The organism is Streptomyces adelaidensis (genome assembly GCF_016598475.1).
In the GTDB taxonomy this organism is placed as follows: domain Bacteria; phylum Actinomycetota; class Actinomycetes; order Streptomycetales; family Streptomycetaceae; genus Streptomyces; species Streptomyces adelaidensis.
Genome location: NZ_JAEMUX010000003.1, coordinates 140,924 through 157,703, shown reverse-complemented (window position 1 = coordinate 157,703; position 16,780 = coordinate 140,924). Strand labels below are relative to the sequence as shown.

Sequence of the window (16,780 nt, the reverse complement as noted above, 5' to 3'; positions counted from 1 at the left end):
ACCAGCCATGACCACACAGCGGCCCGCGCCCGCGGGCACGACCGGCACCATCGCACCGCCCCCGCTCGGCGCGTACGACCTCACCGATCCGCAGACGTTCCTCGACGTCGACCCGCACGCCCTGTGGCGCCGGTTCCGCACCGAGAGCCCGGTCCACTGGCACCCGACCGACACTCCGGTCCCCGGCTTCTGGGTGATCTCCACGTACGCCGACGTCGTCACCGTCTACCGGGACAACAAGCGGTTCACCTCTGAGCAGGGCAACGTCCTGGCGACCCTGCTCCAGGGCGGTGACTCCGCCTCCCGCAAGATGCTCGCCGTCACCGACGGGCCGCGCCACCGCGAGATCCGCAATCTGATGCTCAAGTCCTTCTCGCCCCGCGTCCTGGAACCCGTCGTCGCGGGCGTCCACCGCCGCACCCGCGAACTCGTCGCCCAGGCCCTGGAACGCGGCGAGCTGGACTTCGTCACCGACGTCGCCGACCACATCCCGATCAACACGATCGGCGACCTCATGGACGTACCGGCCGCCGACCGGGAACGGCTCGTCGAGTGGAACACCCAGACCCTGTCCCGGCACAGCTCCGACGACAGCGTGCTGGACGAGGTGATGGCCCGCAACGAGATCCTGCTCTACTTCTCCGAACTGGCCGCCGAACGCCGCCGCAACCCCGGCGACGACGTCATCAGCGCCCTCGCCACCGCCACCGTCGACGGCAAGCCGCTGTCGGAGGAGGAGATCGTCTTCAACTGCTACAGCCTCGTCCTCGGTGGTGACGAGTCCAGCCGCATGTCCTCCATCGGCGGCCTCATCGCGTTCTCCGAGAACCCCGAGGAGTGGCGCAAACTCAAGGACGGCGAGGTCGGCGTGGACAGCGCCACCGAGGAGGTGCTGCGCTGGACCACCCCCGCCATGCACTTCGGGCGCCGCGCCCTCGTCGACGTACCCGTCCGCGACCAGGTGATCCGCGCCGGGGACGTCGTCACCCTGTGGAACAGCGCGGCCAACTTCGACGAGGACGTCTTCCCCGACCCGTACCGCTTCGACATCGGCCGCGCGCCCAACAAGCACGTGGCGTTCGGACACGGCCCGCACTTCTGCCTCGGGGCCTTCCTCGGCCGGGTCCATGTGAACGCCATGGTCGACGCGTTGCGCACCATGGTCCGCGGCATCCGGCTCCAGGGCCCGCCGCAGCGCCTCTACTCCAACTTCGTCCACGGTTACAGCGGACTGCCCGTCGCTCTCACGGCCGAACCGGCGACGCCGACCGCGGCGGGGAAGGTGACGGGCTGACATGCGGGGCACTGACATGCGGGAGGAGAGGCGGACGACGGGTGGCACCACGCTGGCCGTCCTGCACATCGAGGGGCGCGTCGAGTCGTGGGACACCGGCCGGCTGAGCGAGGTCCGCCACCGGGTGGAGGAGCTGCTGGCCGAGTGCGGCGCGGTGATGTTGCGGGGGCCGGGTGTGGCGGACGCCGACGAGTTCCACCGGGCCGTCACCGCCTTCGGTGACCCGCTGATCGACAGCTACCGCGGCGGCAACACCCCGCGGATGACGGTCTCCGACGGCGTGTTCACGTCCACCGAGTACCCGGCGCGCTTCGACATCTCGCTGCACAACGAACTGTCGTACGCCCACCGCTGGCCCAGCCGGCTGTTCTTCTGCTGCCTGGTGGCACCGGAGACGGGCGGGGCCACCCCGGTCTGCGACGGCCGCGCCCTCCTGGAGGACCTGCCCCCGAAGGTCCGGGAACGCTTCGAGTCGGGGGTCGTCTACCGGCAGCACCTGCACGGCGGGCTGGGGCTCGGCAAGTCCTGGCAGGACACCTTCGAGACCGACGACCGCGGCGTGGTCGAGGAATTCCTGGACGCCTCGGAGGCGGAGTACCGGTGGACCGCCGAAGGCGGCCTGCGTGTCAGCCAGCACCGTCCGGGCGTCCGCACCAACCCGCTCACCGGCCGGGACGTCTGGTTCAACCAGGCCGACCAGTGGCACCCGTCGAACCTGCCCGGCGACGAGGGCGAGACGCTGCTGTCGCTGATCGACGACGTCGACGACCTGCCGCACTGGGTGACCTACGGCGACGGCACGCCCATCCCGGACGAGGACCTCGCCGAGGTACGCGCGGCGGCGCGGCGCAACAGGCTCGTCGAGCCGTGGCGCGGCGGCGACATCATGATCGTCACCAATATGTCGGTGCTGCACGGCCGGGAGGCGTACACGGGACCGCGGAAGGTCGTCGTCTCGATGACGTGAAGTGAAGCGAAGCGAAGTGACGTGACGCGCGGGGAGTATCCGATCGTCGTACGGAGGCTCGGTCACGGTGACCGAGCCTTTCGTACGCGCCTACGTGCTTACGTGCTTACGCGCTTACGCGGGACGCGACGCGAAGACCGAGTAGCGGCCCGACTCCACCAGACCGTCGTCCCCGAGCGGGGCGACGGTGAAGCCCCGGTCGCGCAGCTCGGCGCACAGCACGTCGAGCCGGCCCTCCGTGGTGGTGCCCGGCTCGTCGTGCACCTCCAGGGCGATCCGGCGGATCAGCGGCCAGTGCGCCTCGTCCACCCCGCGCAGCACCTCGGCCTCGGCCCGCTGGACGTCCACCTTGAGCATGTCGACGCGGTCCACGCCCTCTTCCACGATCACGTCCGACAACCGCCGGGTCGGGCACACGTACGGCACCTCCCGGAACTGGTACGCCAGCATCTCGTCCAGCAGGTCCACGTCCTCGCCCAGTTCCACCACACTGGGCCCGCCGAGCACCTGGCGCCTGATGAACTCCCGGTCCGCCTCGGTCGCCGCGTGGGAGGAACGGGCCGACATCGTCGTATAGCCGGGGTAGAAGGTGAAGTCCACCTCGCCGTCGGTGTCGGCCAGCGCGCACGGGAAGAGCTTCGCCGGTACGCCGTGGGCGGCCAAGTTCCGCTCCAGCTTCTCGAAGACCGGCGGCAGTGGCTCGAAGGCGTGGATCGTGGCGTCCGGGCACACCGTGCGCACGAACAGCGAGTAAAGACCGATGTTCGCCCCCACGTCGAAGACCACGGCGTCCGGCGGCAGGGTCATCCCGTCGGGGAGGTAGGCGCGGCGGACGAAGATCTCCTCGTAGAGGAACGCGGTCTCGTGTGCGTTGACGCCGGCGATCCGGCTCGGATCGATCCTCATGGCGCTCTCCTGACTGGTCGCGGACGGACGGCGATTGCCAGGGTGCCGAAGCGTGCTGACGGCGGGCTGACGCCGGACACTGCCGGAGCGCCGCTGCCACCAGGGACTTTCGCCGGATGCTTAAGGAGGTGGTCGCCTCCGGCCCGCCTCCCTAGGGTCGTTCGGGTCCCATGGTCCCTTTCTGGCTGCCGGAGGCACACGATGAGCGTTCTCGACGAGATCGTCGAAGGGGTGCGTGCCGATCTGGCGGTACGCCGGAAGATGGTGCCCGAGGCGGCACTGCGCGAGCGGGCGGCCGCCGCCGGACCCCCGGTGGACTGCGCCGCCCTGCTGCGCACGGGGGAGGGGCCCTCGGTCATCGCCGAGGTGAAGCGGGCCAGCCCCTCCAAGGGCGTGCTCGCCGAGATCGCCGACCCGGCGGCCCTCGCCGCCGAGTACGCCGCCGGGGGCGCCGCCGCGATCAGCGTCCTGACGGAACAGCGCCGTTTCGGCGGCTCGCTGGACGACCTGGACGCGGTACGGGCGCGGGTCTCCGTCCCGGTGCTGCGCAAGGACTTCGTCGTCGGTGCCTACCAGCTCTGGGAGGCCCGGGCGCACGGTGCCGATCTGGCGCTGCTGATCGTCGCCGCGCTGGACCAGCCCCGGCTGGCCGACCTCGTGGCGCTGGCCACGGAGATCGGCCTGACGCCGCTCGTGGAGGTGCACGACGAGGCGGAGGCGGCGCGGGCCGTCGCCGCCGGGGCCCGGGTGATCGGCGTCAACGCGCGCGACCTGCGGACCCTGGACGTGGACCGGGGGACGTTCGCGCGGGTGGCGCCGTACCTCCCGGACGGTGTCGTCAAGGTCGCCGAGTCGGGGGTACGCGGCCCGGTCGACGTCGCCGGGTACGCGATCGCCGGCGCCGACGCGGTCCTGGTCGGCGAAGCCCTGGTCACCGGCCCCTACCCCCGCGCCACGCTCGCCTCCCTCCTCTCGGCCACCCGCCCGGCCCTGGACCCCCACTGACGGCCGGCCGACCCGGCCGCCGGGGCTCCGCCCGCCGCCTCCCCCGTGTGGGTCCCGCCCCTGGGCACTCCGCCACCTCCCGCCCACGAACCGGCCACCGCCGCCCTCGTGCGCGCCTGCCCCCCCGGACCCCGCTGTCCCGGGCCACGAGTCCGGCCAGGGGGGAGTCCTGACCGCCTGTCGTTCCATGAGCCGCCGCTGATCCCGCCCCGGGGCTGAGCCCTGGCCACCGCAGGTGTGCGTCTGCCCCCGGGCCCCGCCGTCCTGGGCCACGAGTCCGGCCAGGGGGGAGTCCTGACCGCCCGTCGTTCCATGAGCCGCCGCTGATCCCGCCCCGGGGCTGAGCCCTGGCCACCGCAGGTGTGCGTCTGCCCCCCCGGACTTCGCCGTCCTGGGCCACAAGTCCGACCAAGGGGGAGCCCCGCCCGCCGATACCGACCGCCCCGGTCCCCCGACCGCCCAGGTCCCCCGGCCATGCCGGGGGACCGTACCCCCCCGCGCGATCACCTGTCGGCTCGCCCACCCGCCCGCGACTCTCAGCCCGTCACCGCCTCCGACCGTTTCGTCGTGACGGCGGCCCACCGTTCCAGGACCGCCGCCGCCGCGCCCGAGTCGATGGATTCGGCGGCCCGTTCGACACCAGCCGCCAACCGCTCCGCGACGGAGCACGAGCCGGGGCCAGACCCGCCCGGCCGGTCGAGCGCCGCCAGGCCCGCCGCGGCGGACAGCAGGACCGCGTCCCGGACCGGGCCGCGCGCACCGGCGAACACCTCCCGGGCCACCCGGGCGTTGTGGGCCCGGTCCCCGCCCCGCAGGGCGTCCGGGCGCGCGAGCGCCATGCCGAGGTCCCGCGGATCGAACACCTCGGTACGCACCGCCGAACCGCCCACCGACCAGACCGTGGAGGTCGTGGTGACTGTCAGCTCGTCCATCCCGTCGTCGCCCCGGAACACCAACGCCGAGACTCCCCGCCGCGCCAGCACACCCGCCAGCAGGGGCGCCAGCCGCGCGTCCGCCACGCCCAGTGCGAGGGCCGCCGGGGCAGCCGGGTTGACCAGCGGCCCCAGGGCGTTGAAGACCGTGCGCACACCGAGCTCCCGGCGCGGCCCGGCCGCGTGCCGCATGGCCGGGTGGAACTCCGGCGCGAAACAGAACGTGATGCCCGTCTCCTCCGCCACCTCCGCGACATCGGCCGGCGGGAGACTCAGCGCCACGCCCAACTCCTCCAGCACGTCGGCCGATCCGCACGCCGACGACGCCGACCGGTTGCCGTGCTTCACCACCCGGGCCCCGGCCCCGGCCGCCACGACGGCCGACATCGTCGAGATGTTGACGCTGTTCGAACCGTCCCCGCCGGTCCCCACGATGTCCAGCGCCGGCCCGGGCACGACGAGCGGTACGGCATGCCGTCCCATGGCCCGTACCAGGCCCTCGATCTCCTCGACCGTCTCGCCCTTGGCGCGCAGCGCCACCAGCAGCCCGGCCAGCCGCACGGGCCCGGCGGTGCCCGACATCACCTGGTCCATCGCCCAGTCGGTTTCGTCGGCGGACAGACTTCTGCGCTCCAGCAGCGCGTTCAGCAATTCCGGCCAGCTGGGGGGAACCTGCGATTCGGCGGTCACGGGAATTCTCCTTGGACGGCACCTGAGGAAATTTCTCCGTCCAGTCTCCGAGTGAGCCCGAGCACCCACCAGACCACTGCCCGTTGAGATATACGGTCCAATCGAAGGGGGAAGGGTCCATGGCCCTGCACATGGCTGTCGAGGTCGTCAGGGATTCCGAGAAATCTCTGACCGCCCAGATCCAGAGCTTCATCAAGAGAGAGATTTCCGAGGGAATTCTCCATCCCGGCACCCGCCTGCCGTCCAGCCGCAGGCTCGCCCACGACCTGGACGTCTCGCGCAGCGTCGTCGTGGAGGCGTACGGCCAGCTCGTCGCCGAGGGGTACCTGGAGGCCACGCAGGGCGCCGGCACCCGCGTCGTCGCCCACATCGACGCCGCGCCGCCCGTCGTACCGACGCTGCTGGAGGAGGGCCATGTGCCCGCCGTCCGCTGGGACCTGCGCACCGGCGGCCGCAACCTGCCCGCCTTCCCGCGCCGCGAGTGGCTCGGCTGCTACCAGCGTGTCCTGCAGTCCGCGGCGCCCGCCGACCACGACTACCCGCCGCTCGCCGGCGAACCGGGCCTGCGCGTCGAACTCGCCCGCTACCTCGGCCGGGTACGCGGCGTGCGCGCGAGCGCCGACCAGGTCATGGTCGTCGCGGGGTTCGCGCAGGCGCTCGGCCTGCTGTGCACCGTGCTGCGCCAGGACGGCATCGACGCCATCGGCATCGAGGACCCGGGCCACCCGGGGCAGCGGCAGTTCCTCCAGGAGAGCGGACTGCGCCCCGTCCCCGTCCCGGTCGACGCGGAGGGCATCGATGTCGACGCGCTCGCCGCGACCGGGGTGCGCGCGGTCCTGGCCACCCCCGCCCACCAGTTCCCCACCGGCGCCGCCCTCTCCGCGCGCCGCCGCGAGGCGCTCGTCCGCTGGGCACGCGACGTCGACGGCCGGATCATCGAGGACGACTACGACGGCGGCCTGTGGTACGAGCGCGGCCCGCGCCCCCTCGCCCTCCAGCGCCTGGCCCCCGACCACGTCGTGTACGCGGGCACGGCCAGCAAGACGCTCGCCCCCGGTCTGCGCCTGGGCTGGCTGGCCGCGCCCCCGGACCTGCTCGCCCGGCTGCTGCGCGCCCGCGCCCGCCACGACCTGGGCACCGAGAGCCTCACCCAGCTGGCCTTCGCCGAACTGCTGCGCAGCGGACTGTTCGACCGCCACCTGCGCCGCCTCAACGCCCGCTGCCGTGACCGCCGCGACGCCCTGGAGGAAGCGGTACGCCGGTTCCTGCCGGGCGCCTCGGTCATCGGCCGGGCGGCGGGCCTGCACGCCTACGTCACGTTGCCTCGCCACACCGACGAGGCGGCGCTCGTGGCCGCGGCGCCACGCCGCTCGGTCGTGGTGCGCGGCGGCGGCGCCTTCCACGTCCGCCCCCGGTGGGACGCGCCCGCCCTGGTGGTGGGCCACGCGCACCTGCCGCGCTCCGGGGTGGCGGAGGCCGTTCGGGCCATCAGCGAGGCGCGCCGCCTCCGCTGAGGGCCGCCGTCGCCCCCGTACCACGGGCCGTCGCCAGGAAGTTCTCCATCATGGTCAGCCCACCGGTCGTCATGATGCTCTCGGGGTGGAACTGCACGCCCTCGATGGGCAGCGTGCGGTGCCGCAGGCCCATCACATAGCCGTGATCGACGGCGACGGCCGTGGTCACCAGGTCGGACGGCAGCGGCTCGGCGACCACCAGCGAGTGGTACCGGGTGGCCTCCAGCGTGTGGCCCAGCCCCGCGAACACCCCCGCCCCGTCGTGCCGCACCGTGCTGGTCCGCCCGTGCATCACCTGGTCGGCCACCTCGATCCGCCCGCCGTGGGCGAGCGCGATCGCCTGGTGGCCCAGGCACACCCCGAGCAGCGGCACCCGCCCGGCGAACCGGTGCACCAGCTCGACATGGCCGGACTCGGCGGGGTGCCCGGGCCCGGGCCCGAGGACCACCGCGTCGGGCCGGGAGGCGACCAGCTCCTCCGGGGAGCGGGTCAGCGACCGCACCACCTCGGTCCGGGCGCCCAGCGTGCGGAGGTACTGGTCGATGATGTGGACGAAGCTGTCGTACGCGTCGATCAGCAGAACCCTCGTCCCGTTCACGGCAGCAACTCCTCACCGGTCAGCGCCCAGTGGGCGGCCCCCATCTTCGCCAGCGTCTCCCGCCACTCCGCCTCCGGCTCCGACTGGGCCACCATGCCCGCCGAGCTCTGCGTCGAGTACGTCGTCCCGTCGTACTCGACCGTGCGGATGCACAGCGCGAACTCGCTCCACCCGCGCACGTCGGCCAGCCCGACCGCCCCCGCGTAGCTGCCGCGCCGCTCCCGCTCCAGGCCGTCGATGATCTCCATGGCCCGCACCTTCGGCGCACCCGTCATCGTCCCCGCCGGGAACGTCGCGCGCACCGCCTGCCAGGTGTCGACGCCCTCCTCCAGCCGGCCGGACACCGTCGAGACCAGGTGGAAGACGTGGGAGTAGCTCTCCACCGCCATCAGCCGGTCCACCGGCTGGGTGCTGGGCCGGCTCACCCGGCCGATGTCGTTGCGGCACAGGTCGACGAGCATGATGTGCTCGGCCTGCTCCTTGGTGCTCTCGCGCATCTCCTTCACGCGCCGCTGGTTCTCCTCCTCGTCCGCGCCGCGCCGCGCGGTCCCCGCGATCGGGCGCATCAGGATCTCGTCGCCCTCGATCCGGAAGAACAACTCCGGGCTGGCGCCGATCAGCGTGCTGCCCGCCCGGGGCATCAGGTACATGTACGGGGAGGGGTTGCGGGCGCGCAGCCGCCGGTACACGTCGATGGGCGTCAGCGTCGTCGTCACATCGATGCGGTGGCCGATCTGGATCTGGTAGATGTCACCGACCCTGATGTGTTCCAGACAGATGTCGGCCCACTCGAGGAACGTCTCGCGGCTGACGCTGTCGCTCACCGACAGCGGGACCGGTGCGTCGGGAACGGCGGCCGGACGCCCGCCGGTCCGCTCCCGGGCAGCCTCGCGGGCCATCGCCGGCACCGCGTCCGCGGTGCCGGCCGCCGCCGTCCGCTCCCAGAACGCGGCGCTCTCGGCGCACAGCAGCCGCACCTCACCCGTCGTCAGGTCGTACCAGACGGTGTCCCGGAAGAGCGTGAGCGTGATGTCGGGCCCGTTCGGGGCCTTGGTGCGGGCGGGCAGTGTCTCCATGTGCCAGACGGACTCGTACGCGAACGAGGTCAGGAACCCGAAGGCGTACGACGTGACGGGGACGTCCGTGTCGACGTCGAACAGCCCCTGTGCCCGCGCCAGCAGCTCCCACACCGCGCCGTCGTCACCGGGCAGGCTCAACCGGTGCGCCGCCCCGCCCGGCGTCGTCGGCCCGCGTTGCAGGCCCGCCTCCTCGGCGGCCGTCGCGAGGGCTTCCAGCACGCCGGGGGCGCCCTCGATCTCGGCGTAACCGTCGAACACCCGGATCTCCGCAAGGCGCCCGAACCCGACGACGGCCCACCGGCGGTCGGGCTCGGCGCCGTCAGCGCTCTCGAAGAGGAAGACGTCCTCCTCCCCGCGAGCGGCGCACAGCCGCTCGTACACATCAAGGGAATCGTGGTGGGGCAATCGGGTCGCGGTGACCCGCACCGCGATCCGTTCCGCTTCTCGCATGGTGAACTCCCGTCGAAAACAATGCGATCAGCAAAACAGCGGGCGTGACGGCCGTGCCAGACCAATCAATCTCCGTTCATGCGGACCACTTGGCCAATCTCTTGACCCCGTACGCCGGTTGCACTGAGCTGATCCGTGTTTGCACTCGGCGATCAGGAACAGCGAAGGGAACCGGGAATGATGAATTCACCCACGGAATCCTGGCGGGCTTTCCCCGCGGCCCAGCAGCCGCAGTGGCCGGACCAGGCGGAACTGCGCGCCGCGACCGGGTGGCTGATCACCGCGCCCCCGCTGGTCTTCGCCGCCGAGTGCGACCTGCTGCGCCGCCGCATGGCGGCGGTCGCCCGTGGGGAGGCGGTCCTCCTCCAGGGCGGTGACTGTGCCGAGACCTTCGAGCGGGTCACCGCCGACGAGATACGCGGCAAGCTCCAGACCCTGCTCCAGATGGCCGTCGTGCTCACGCACGCCACCGCCCTGCCCGTCGTCAAGATCGGCCGGATGGCCGGCCAGTACGCCAAGCCCCGCTCGTCACCGGTCGAGAGACGGGACGGGACCGAACTGCCCAGCTACCGGGGCGATGCCGTCAACGGTCTGGAGTTCACGGCCGAGGCGCGGCGCCCCGACCCGTGGCGCATGCGGCGGATGTACGAGAGCTCCGCCATGACCCTCAACCTGGTACGGGCCCTCACCACCGGCGGTTTCGCCGACCTGCGGCAGGTGCACGCCTGGAACCAGGGCTTCGTCGCGGACTCGCGGGCCGGCGAGCGCTACGAGCAGCTCGCGGACGAGATCGACCGCAGCCTCGCCTTCATGCACGCGTGCGGCGTGGACACCGGCGAACTGGGCACGGCCGAGTTCTTCGTCGGCCACGAGGGCCTGCTGCTCGACTACGAAGCGGCCCTGACCCGCGTCGAGCCGGACACCGACCGCACCTACGCCACCAGCGGCCACCTGTTGTGGATCGGCGAGCGGACCCGCGACCTCGACGGCGCCCATGTCGAGTACTTCTCCCGCGTGCACAACCCCATCGCCGTCAAGCTCGGCCCGACCACCACCCCCGACACCGTGCTCGGCCTCATCGACCGGCTCGATCCCCGGCGCGAACCCGGCCGGCTGACCTTCGTGGTCCGGGCCGGCGCCGACCGTGTCCGTGACGTGCTGCCCGACCTGATCGAGAAGGTCACCGCCGAGGGCGCCCTGGTCTGCTGGGTCAGCGACCCGATGCACGGCAACACCATCACGGCGCCCAGCGGCCACAAGACCCGCAGCTTCGACACGATCCTCGACGAGGTCCGCGGCTTCGTGGAGATCCACCGGGAGCTGGGCACCCATCCGGGCGGCGTACACGTCGAACTCACCGGCGACGACGTCACCGAATGCGTCGGAGGCGGCAACGCGGTGCTGCCCGAGAACCTGCACCGCCGCTACGAGACGGCCTGCGACCCGCGCCTGAACCACACCCAGTCGCTGGACCTGGCGTTCCTCCTCGCCGAGATGTACCGGGACCGGGCCGGCGCTCTCAACTCCCGGCCGACGCCTCGTCGATGACCGCGAAGGGCGGCTCCCCGGCCAGGTAGAAGTGGTCGCCGGGGAGCGTCCGGAACCGGAACGGCCCCCGCGTCCGGTCCCGCCACGCGGCGACGTCCTCGACCCCGACCCGGGGGTCGCGGTCCCCGACCAGCGCCGTGACGGGGCACCGCAGCGGTGTGCTCCTGCTCGGCCCGTACGAGGCCAGCATGCGGAAGTCGGCGCCGATGTAGGGCATGACCAGCTCCACGAATGCCGGGTTGCGCAGCAGTTCGGCATCCGTGCCGCCCAGTTCCACGAGCGTCTTCGCGATCGACTCGTCGTCCCAGGTGGTGGCCGCGTCGGGATCCGGCCGCAACAGGTGCGGCGCCCGGGCGCCCGAGGCGACGAAGTGCGCCACCCGGGCCCCCTCGTCCTCCAGCGCCCCCACCACCTCGTACGCGACGATCGCCCCCATGCTGTGACCGAAGAACACGGTGGGCCGGCCGTCCATCCACGGGCGCAGCGACCTGGCGATGTCACCCGCCATCGCGGCGAGCTCCGTGGCGGGCGGCTCCGCGATGCGTTCGGCACGGCCCGGATAGCACACCGCGTGGACCTCGAATCCCGCGAGCGCCTTGCCCCAGCCCCGGAAGAAATAGGGCGAGCCGCCGGCATGGGGAAAACAGATCAGCCGCCGGTCCGCGAACGGCCGTGGCTCGACGCACTGTGTCCACATCTTCCTGCCCCCAAGGCCCCGCGTCCGGTGTGTCGCCTCCACGATCCTGACTGGGACTGACACACCGCTGACACAGCCACGTCGCCCCGGCCCGCCGGGGAGTGGATCGCGCGGCGGACCGGTTCGGTGACGGGGTCGTGCTGCGGCCCGGGATGAGCGCAGGCGTCCCAGGGCGACCGGTCCGAATACGGCGGGCCGGTCACGCGGCAGGGTCAGCTCCGGGCTTGCCGTGCCGCCGTCGGCGAGCATCATTGCCAGGTCGACGGCGACCCGGCCCGGGGCATGCCCGGTGCCCCGTGGCCGCAAGATCCGGACGTCACCGCAAGTGACCCCCTGCGCGGCGAGCCGAGCAGTCGGCCGGTTCGCGCGCGTGCGGCTGGTGAGCGGCCGTCAGCGTTCCTTCGGCCCTGACAGGTCGATGTCGTGGACCGGGATGTCGGGGGTGGCGGCGGCCGTACCCAGCAGCCGCGTGAAGCGGGTGCAGAGAGCCTCGACGGTGGGCCGGTCGAACAGCTCGGTGCGGTATTCGACCACACCGTCGAGTCCGCGGCAGGTGCCGTCGGAGTCCCGCCGCTCGAACAGGCCGAAGGTCAGGTCGAACCCGGCGGAACCCCTGCCGACCAGGTCCACCGTGGCGGACACGCCCGGTAGCTCCAGCCTTTCGGGGAGGGACGGGGAGAGAACCAGCATCACCTGGAACAGGGCCCGGCCGAACACGGCCTGCCCGCTCGCCGCCCGCCGCGGCCCCTGCGCCTCCACGACCAGGTCGAAGGGCACGTCCTGGTGGGCGAAGGCCGCCAGATCGGCCCGCGCGACCCGGCCGAGCAGCTCACGGAAGGTCGGCTCTCCCGAGGTGTCGGTGCGCAGCGCGAGCGTATTCACGAAGAAGCCGACGAGGCCGTCAAGCTCCACGTCCGCGCGGTCGGAGACCGCCGTGCCGATCGGGATGTCCGTACCCGCGCCGAGGCGGGTGAGCAGCGCGGCCAGTGCGGCATGCACCACCAGGAAGAGGCTGGCCTGCTCCTGAGCGGCCACCTCCAGGAGCCGCCCGTGTACGTCCGCGGGGACGGTGAAGGCGACCGTGTCGCCGGCGGTGTGCGCCGGGCGCCCGGACGGCGCCCGCTCCGGACGGTCGGTGGGGAGCGGGATACGTTCCGGCAGGCCGGCCAAGGCCTTGTTCCAGTAGGCGAGCTGACCGGCCCGCAGGGCGCTGGGCTCGCCGTCGGTGCCGAGCAGTTCACGCTGCCACAGGGTGAAGTCGGCGTACTGGGTGGGCAACGGCGACCAGTCAGGGGCGTGACCGGTGACGCGGGCCCGGTACGCGGTGCCGAGGTCGTCCAGCAGTCGCGGCAGCGAGGCGCGGTCGCAGGCGATGTGGTGGAGCAGCAGGAGAAGCGTCTGCCCGCGCGAGGTCTCCGTGGTGAAGAGGACCGCGCGCAGGGGGAGTTCGCTCTCCAGGCGGAAGGGCCGGCCGGCCGCGGCGCTCAACGCGTCCGGCAGCCGGTCCGGGGCGACGGGTTCGACCGTGAACGCCGGGCGCGCGGCCGTGACCGGCAGGATGTGCTGGACCGCCCGGCCGTCCCGCTGCTGGACAAGGGTGCGCAGGGTTTCGTGCCGGGCCGTGAGGTCGCCCAGGGCGGCACGGAGCGCCCCCTGGTCCAGCTCGCCGTCCCAGCGCAGCACCAGGGGAACGTTGTAGGTGCTGTCGGGGCCGGCGAGCTTGTGCAGGAACCAGAAGCGCCGTTGGCCGAAGGAGAGCGGGACCGGCTCGGCGCCCCGGTCCTCGGCCGTCGGAAGCCGAGGGACGGGCCGGGGCCCCGATGCCACGGAGGTGTCACCCGAATGATCGGTGTCGCCCAGATGAGCGGCGAGCCCGGCGACGGTCGGGTGGTCGAAGACGTCCCTGACATCCAGCTCCGCCCGGGCGCCGAGACCGGCTCGGCGCACCATGGTGACCAGCCGCGTCGCCCGCAGGCTGTCGCCCCCGAGATCGAAGAAGTCGTCGTCGGCGCCCACCTGTTCCACGGCGAGCAGGTCGGCGTACAGCCCGGCCAGTTCGGCTTCCAGCGGCGTGTCCGGGGCGCGTGACGGCGTGTGCGCGCGGGCGTCGGGGGAAGGGAGCGCCGCCCGGTCCAGCTTCCCGTTGGGGGTGAGCGGCAGCCTGTCGAGCGGGACGAACAGGGACGGGACCAGATGCGCCGGAAGCCGCTCGCGCAGCCATGTCCGCAGCCGGGCGAGAGCCGGCCCGGGATCGTCCGCCGCCGCCTCCCGGGTGAGAACGACGTAGGCCACCAACCGCGCGGCCCCATCAGCTCCCTGATCGCCGTCCGCCCCTGCCCGGGCCGGACCGTGCGGAACACCGGAGCTCGCCAGCACGGCGCCGCCCGCCACGCCGGGGGCGGCCAGCAGCGCCGCCTCGACCTCGGCCGGTTCGATCCGGAAGCCACGGATCTTCACCTGGTCGTCCGCCCTGCCGACATACTCCAGCGAGCCGTCCTGACGGGCGCGTACGAGGTCGCCCGAGCGGTACAGCCGGGACCCGGCGGGGCCGAAGGGGTTGGCCACGAAGCGTTGCGCCGTCAGCGCGGAACGGCGCAGATAGCCCCTGGCCACACCGGAACCCGCGACGTACAGCTCACCGGCCACCCCGGGGGGCACCGGGCGCAGCCGGTTGTCCAGTGCGTACAGCCGGGTGCCGGCGATGGCCTTGCCGATCGGGACGACCCGCGCCGTACCGTGGTCGTGGTCCAGGTCGAGCCGGGTCGAGAGGACCGAGGTCTCGGTGATGCCGTACATGTTGACCAGGACGGGCGCGGAGTCCTGGTGCCGCCCGTACCAGGAACGCACGACGGCAGGAGCGAGCGCCTCACCGCAGAAGATGACCCAGCGCAGGGCCAGTTCCCGCCCCCGCTCCGGCAATTCGGCGTCGGCCCGGTCCAGCGACCGGAAGGCGGAGGGCGTCTGGTTGAGCACCGTCACACGTTCCCGCACCAGCAGGTCGAGAAAGGCGCCGGGGGAGCGGCTCACCTCGCGGGGGACGACCACCAGTCGGCCACCGCGCGCGAGGGCGCCCCACATCTCCCACACGGAGAAGTCGAAGGCGCAGGAGTGGAACATCGCCCAGGTGTCGTCGGGGCCGAAGCCGAACTCGGCGGCCCCCGCCCGCAACAGCGCCACCGGACCGCGGTGCGGGACCACCACGCCCTTGGGGCGGCCGGTGGAGCCGGAGGTGTAGATGACGTATGCGGCATGGTCGGGCGTCAGCGGCCCCGTGCGGTCCGCGTCGGTCAGGTCGGCGTCGCCGTCCGCCGAGTCGGCGTCGCCCGTCGCCGACGAGGTCGTGGCCGCGGCGGCTCCCGTCGGGTCCGTCTCGGAGAGAACGCATACCGGCTGGGCGTCGGCGAGGATCCGCTCCGTGTGCTCCGGCGGCCATCCCGTGTCGAGCGGGAGGTAGGCCGCGCCGGTCTTGGACACCGCCAGGATCGCGATGACCGCGTCCACGGAGCGGGGGAGCAGGACGGCGACTGTGCGTTCGGGTCCCGCGCCGCGCCGGATCAGCGTCCTGGCCAGCCGATTGGCGCGTGTGTTGAGCTCGGCATAGGTGAGCCGCCGGTCGCCGTGGCCGACCGCCGGGGCGTGCGGAGTGAGCGCGGCCCAGTACTCGAACAGCTCGGGGAGCGTATGGGGCGAAGGGGGCACGGGTGTGCCGACGCCCGGTACGAGCAGCCTGCGCTCTTCCGGTGCCAGCAGATCCAGCTCTCCGACGGGGCGGCGGGGTTCGTCGATCAGCTGGTCGAGCAGGCGTACGCAGCGGTCGGCCTCGGCGGCGACCTCCGCGGGCTCGTACCGCCCGGCGTCGGCGTGCACCTCCACCATCAGGCCGGCCCGGCCGCGTTCCGGCCTGATCATGACGGAGAGGTCCTCCACCGCGCCGGTGTTGAGCTGTCTGAGGGTCATCGGCCGCCCGGCGAAACCGCGGCCGAAGCTGAAGGGGACGATGTTCGCGGTCAGTTGGTACGGCGCGTGCGCGGACCCGGTGAAGCCGAGGTCACGGCGGAGGTCCTCGTACCGATAGCGCTGGTGGCCGAGGGCGAGGGCGGTTGCCTCGTCAACGGTCCGGATCAGTTCGGCGGTCGGCCGGCGCGGGTCGACCGGTACCCGCAGCGGGAGCACGTTCGACGCCGCACCGGTCACGGCGCCCGCTGTCTTGGAGGTGCGGCCGGCGACGGGGAACCCCACGACGACCTCGTCGCCCCCGCCGGTGCGGGCGTGGTCCAGCAGGACGGCGGAGGCGGTCGCCACCGCCGTCCAGGGCACGTCGAGTGCGCGTGCGCGTGCGCGGAGGGCGGCCACCCGGTCCTCGGGCATCCGGGACGCGACGCGCACCGGTGCCCCGCCCGTCCGGCCGATGCCCGTCCGGCCGGGTGCGTCCTGGCCGGGTGCGTCCCGGCCGGGTGCGGCGGGTCGGGACATACCCGGTCGGACGGCTCCCGGCCACCCGGCCATCTTCGCCATCCAGAACTCACGGTCTGCCTCGAAGTCGGGCGTGGCGCGGTAGGCCCGCTCGGCGTCGAGCAGGGTGTCCAACGGCACCTGGTGGCCGGGCTTCGGGGACTCGCCGCGCTCCAACGCCGCGTAGATCTCGCCGAGTCGTCGGGCGAACAGCGCCAGACCGAAGCCGTCCACCACCAGGTGGTGGGCGAGCAGATACCAGCAGACCCGGTCCTCGGCGAGGCGCAGGAACGCGGTCCTGAACGCCGGGCCGTTCTTCAGGTCGAGCGGGCGGGGGATGTCCGCCCGCATCCAGTCCAGCGCGGCGGCCATCGGTGCGGGTTCCCGCTGGAGGTCGACGACCGGTATGTGCCAGGCGGGGAGGGGGCCGGCCCATTGCCTCGGCTCCCCGGAGGCCGTGACGGCGAACCGGGACCTGAACGGTTCGGTCTCCGTCACGGCGAACCGGAAGGCCGCCTCGTACAGCTCCGGATCGAGATCTCCGGCGATCTCGAACGCACTCGCCAGTTGGTACCGGACCGGAGGCGCCAGCCGCTGCGCCATCCAGATCCCGTGCTGCGTCGTGGTGAGCGGCATCGACGGGTGATC

At 72.8% G+C, this 16,780-nt stretch carries 11 protein-coding genes; 5 read left to right on the top strand and 6 right to left on the bottom strand.

Annotation, left to right across the window (positions count from 1 at the left end; genetic code table 11):
* The first annotated feature begins 7 nt into the window (after positions 1 to 7).
* Together I8N67_RS02705 and I8N67_RS02700 are read left to right on the top strand one after the other, a co-directional pair.
* The gene (locus tag I8N67_RS02705) at positions 8 to 1,294 is read left to right on the top strand and encodes a cytochrome P450 (RefSeq protein WP_200300916.1); all 1,287 of its coding nucleotides are present in this window, start codon (positions 8 to 10) and stop codon (positions 1,292 to 1,294) included.
* A gap of 1 nt (position 1,295) precedes the next feature.
* Positions 1,296 to 2,261, top strand: coding sequence for a TauD/TfdA family dioxygenase (locus I8N67_RS02700; protein WP_200300915.1), 966 nt, complete (start codon positions 1,296 to 1,298; stop codon positions 2,259 to 2,261).
* Between the two features lie 114 nt (positions 2,262 to 2,375).
* On the opposite strand, the gene I8N67_RS02695 is transcribed toward I8N67_RS02700, so the two are convergent.
* Complete coding sequence (locus I8N67_RS02695; RefSeq protein WP_200300914.1) at positions 2,376 to 3,167, bottom strand: FkbM family methyltransferase; 792 nt, start codon at positions 3,165 to 3,167, stop codon at positions 2,376 to 2,378.
* Between the two features lie 201 nt (positions 3,168 to 3,368).
* Between I8N67_RS02695 and trpC the strand changes: the two genes are divergently transcribed.
* Positions 3,369 to 4,172 carry an indole-3-glycerol phosphate synthase TrpC gene (gene trpC, locus I8N67_RS02690; protein WP_200300913.1) on the top strand — a complete coding sequence of 268 codons (804 nt, stop codon included), beginning with the start codon at positions 3,369 to 3,371 and terminating at the stop codon, positions 4,170 to 4,172.
* 536 nt (positions 4,173 to 4,708) lie between these two features.
* Here trpC and trpD read toward each other — a convergent pair.
* Positions 4,709 to 5,794, bottom strand: a complete 1,086-nt coding sequence (gene trpD, locus I8N67_RS02685) for an anthranilate phosphoribosyltransferase (RefSeq protein ID WP_372443614.1) — start codon at positions 5,792 to 5,794, stop codon at positions 4,709 to 4,711.
* A gap of 119 nt (positions 5,795 to 5,913) precedes the next feature.
* Between trpD and pdxR the strand changes: the two genes are divergently transcribed.
* Positions 5,914 to 7,308: a MocR-like pyridoxine biosynthesis transcription factor PdxR gene (gene pdxR, locus I8N67_RS02680; protein WP_200300912.1), complete on the top strand. Its 1,395-nt coding sequence runs from the start codon at positions 5,914 to 5,916 to the stop codon at positions 7,306 to 7,308.
* Here pdxR and I8N67_RS02675 read toward each other — a convergent pair.
* Positions 7,283 to 7,906, bottom strand: a complete 624-nt coding sequence (locus I8N67_RS02675; RefSeq protein WP_200300911.1) for an anthranilate synthase component II — start codon at positions 7,904 to 7,906, stop codon at positions 7,283 to 7,285. The two genes, pdxR and I8N67_RS02675, sit on opposite strands and share 26 nt — an antisense overlap.
* Positions 7,903 to 9,435 (bottom strand): anthranilate synthase component I family protein, encoded by a 1,533-nt coding sequence (locus tag I8N67_RS02670; protein WP_200300910.1) that lies wholly within the window; start codon positions 9,433 to 9,435, stop codon positions 7,903 to 7,905. Before I8N67_RS02670 ends, I8N67_RS02675 begins: the two co-directional genes overlap by 4 nt.
* 177 nt (positions 9,436 to 9,612) lie before the next feature.
* Between I8N67_RS02670 and I8N67_RS02665 the strand changes: the two genes are divergently transcribed.
* Positions 9,613 to 10,983: a class II 3-deoxy-7-phosphoheptulonate synthase gene (locus I8N67_RS02665; protein WP_200300909.1), complete on the top strand. Its 1,371-nt coding sequence runs from the start codon at positions 9,613 to 9,615 to the stop codon at positions 10,981 to 10,983.
* Here the strand turns inward: I8N67_RS02665 and I8N67_RS02660 are convergent.
* Entirely contained in the window at positions 10,955 to 11,680 is a 726-nt protein-coding gene (locus tag I8N67_RS02660; RefSeq protein ID WP_200300908.1) for a thioesterase II family protein, read from the bottom strand. The genes I8N67_RS02665 and I8N67_RS02660 overlap by 29 nt on opposite strands.
* 390 nt (positions 11,681 to 12,070) lie before the next feature.
* Positions 12,071 to 16,768, bottom strand: coding sequence for a non-ribosomal peptide synthetase (locus tag I8N67_RS02655; protein ID WP_200300907.1), 4,698 nt, complete (start codon positions 16,766 to 16,768; stop codon positions 12,071 to 12,073).
* Positions 16,769 to 16,780: the final 12 nt, after the last annotated feature.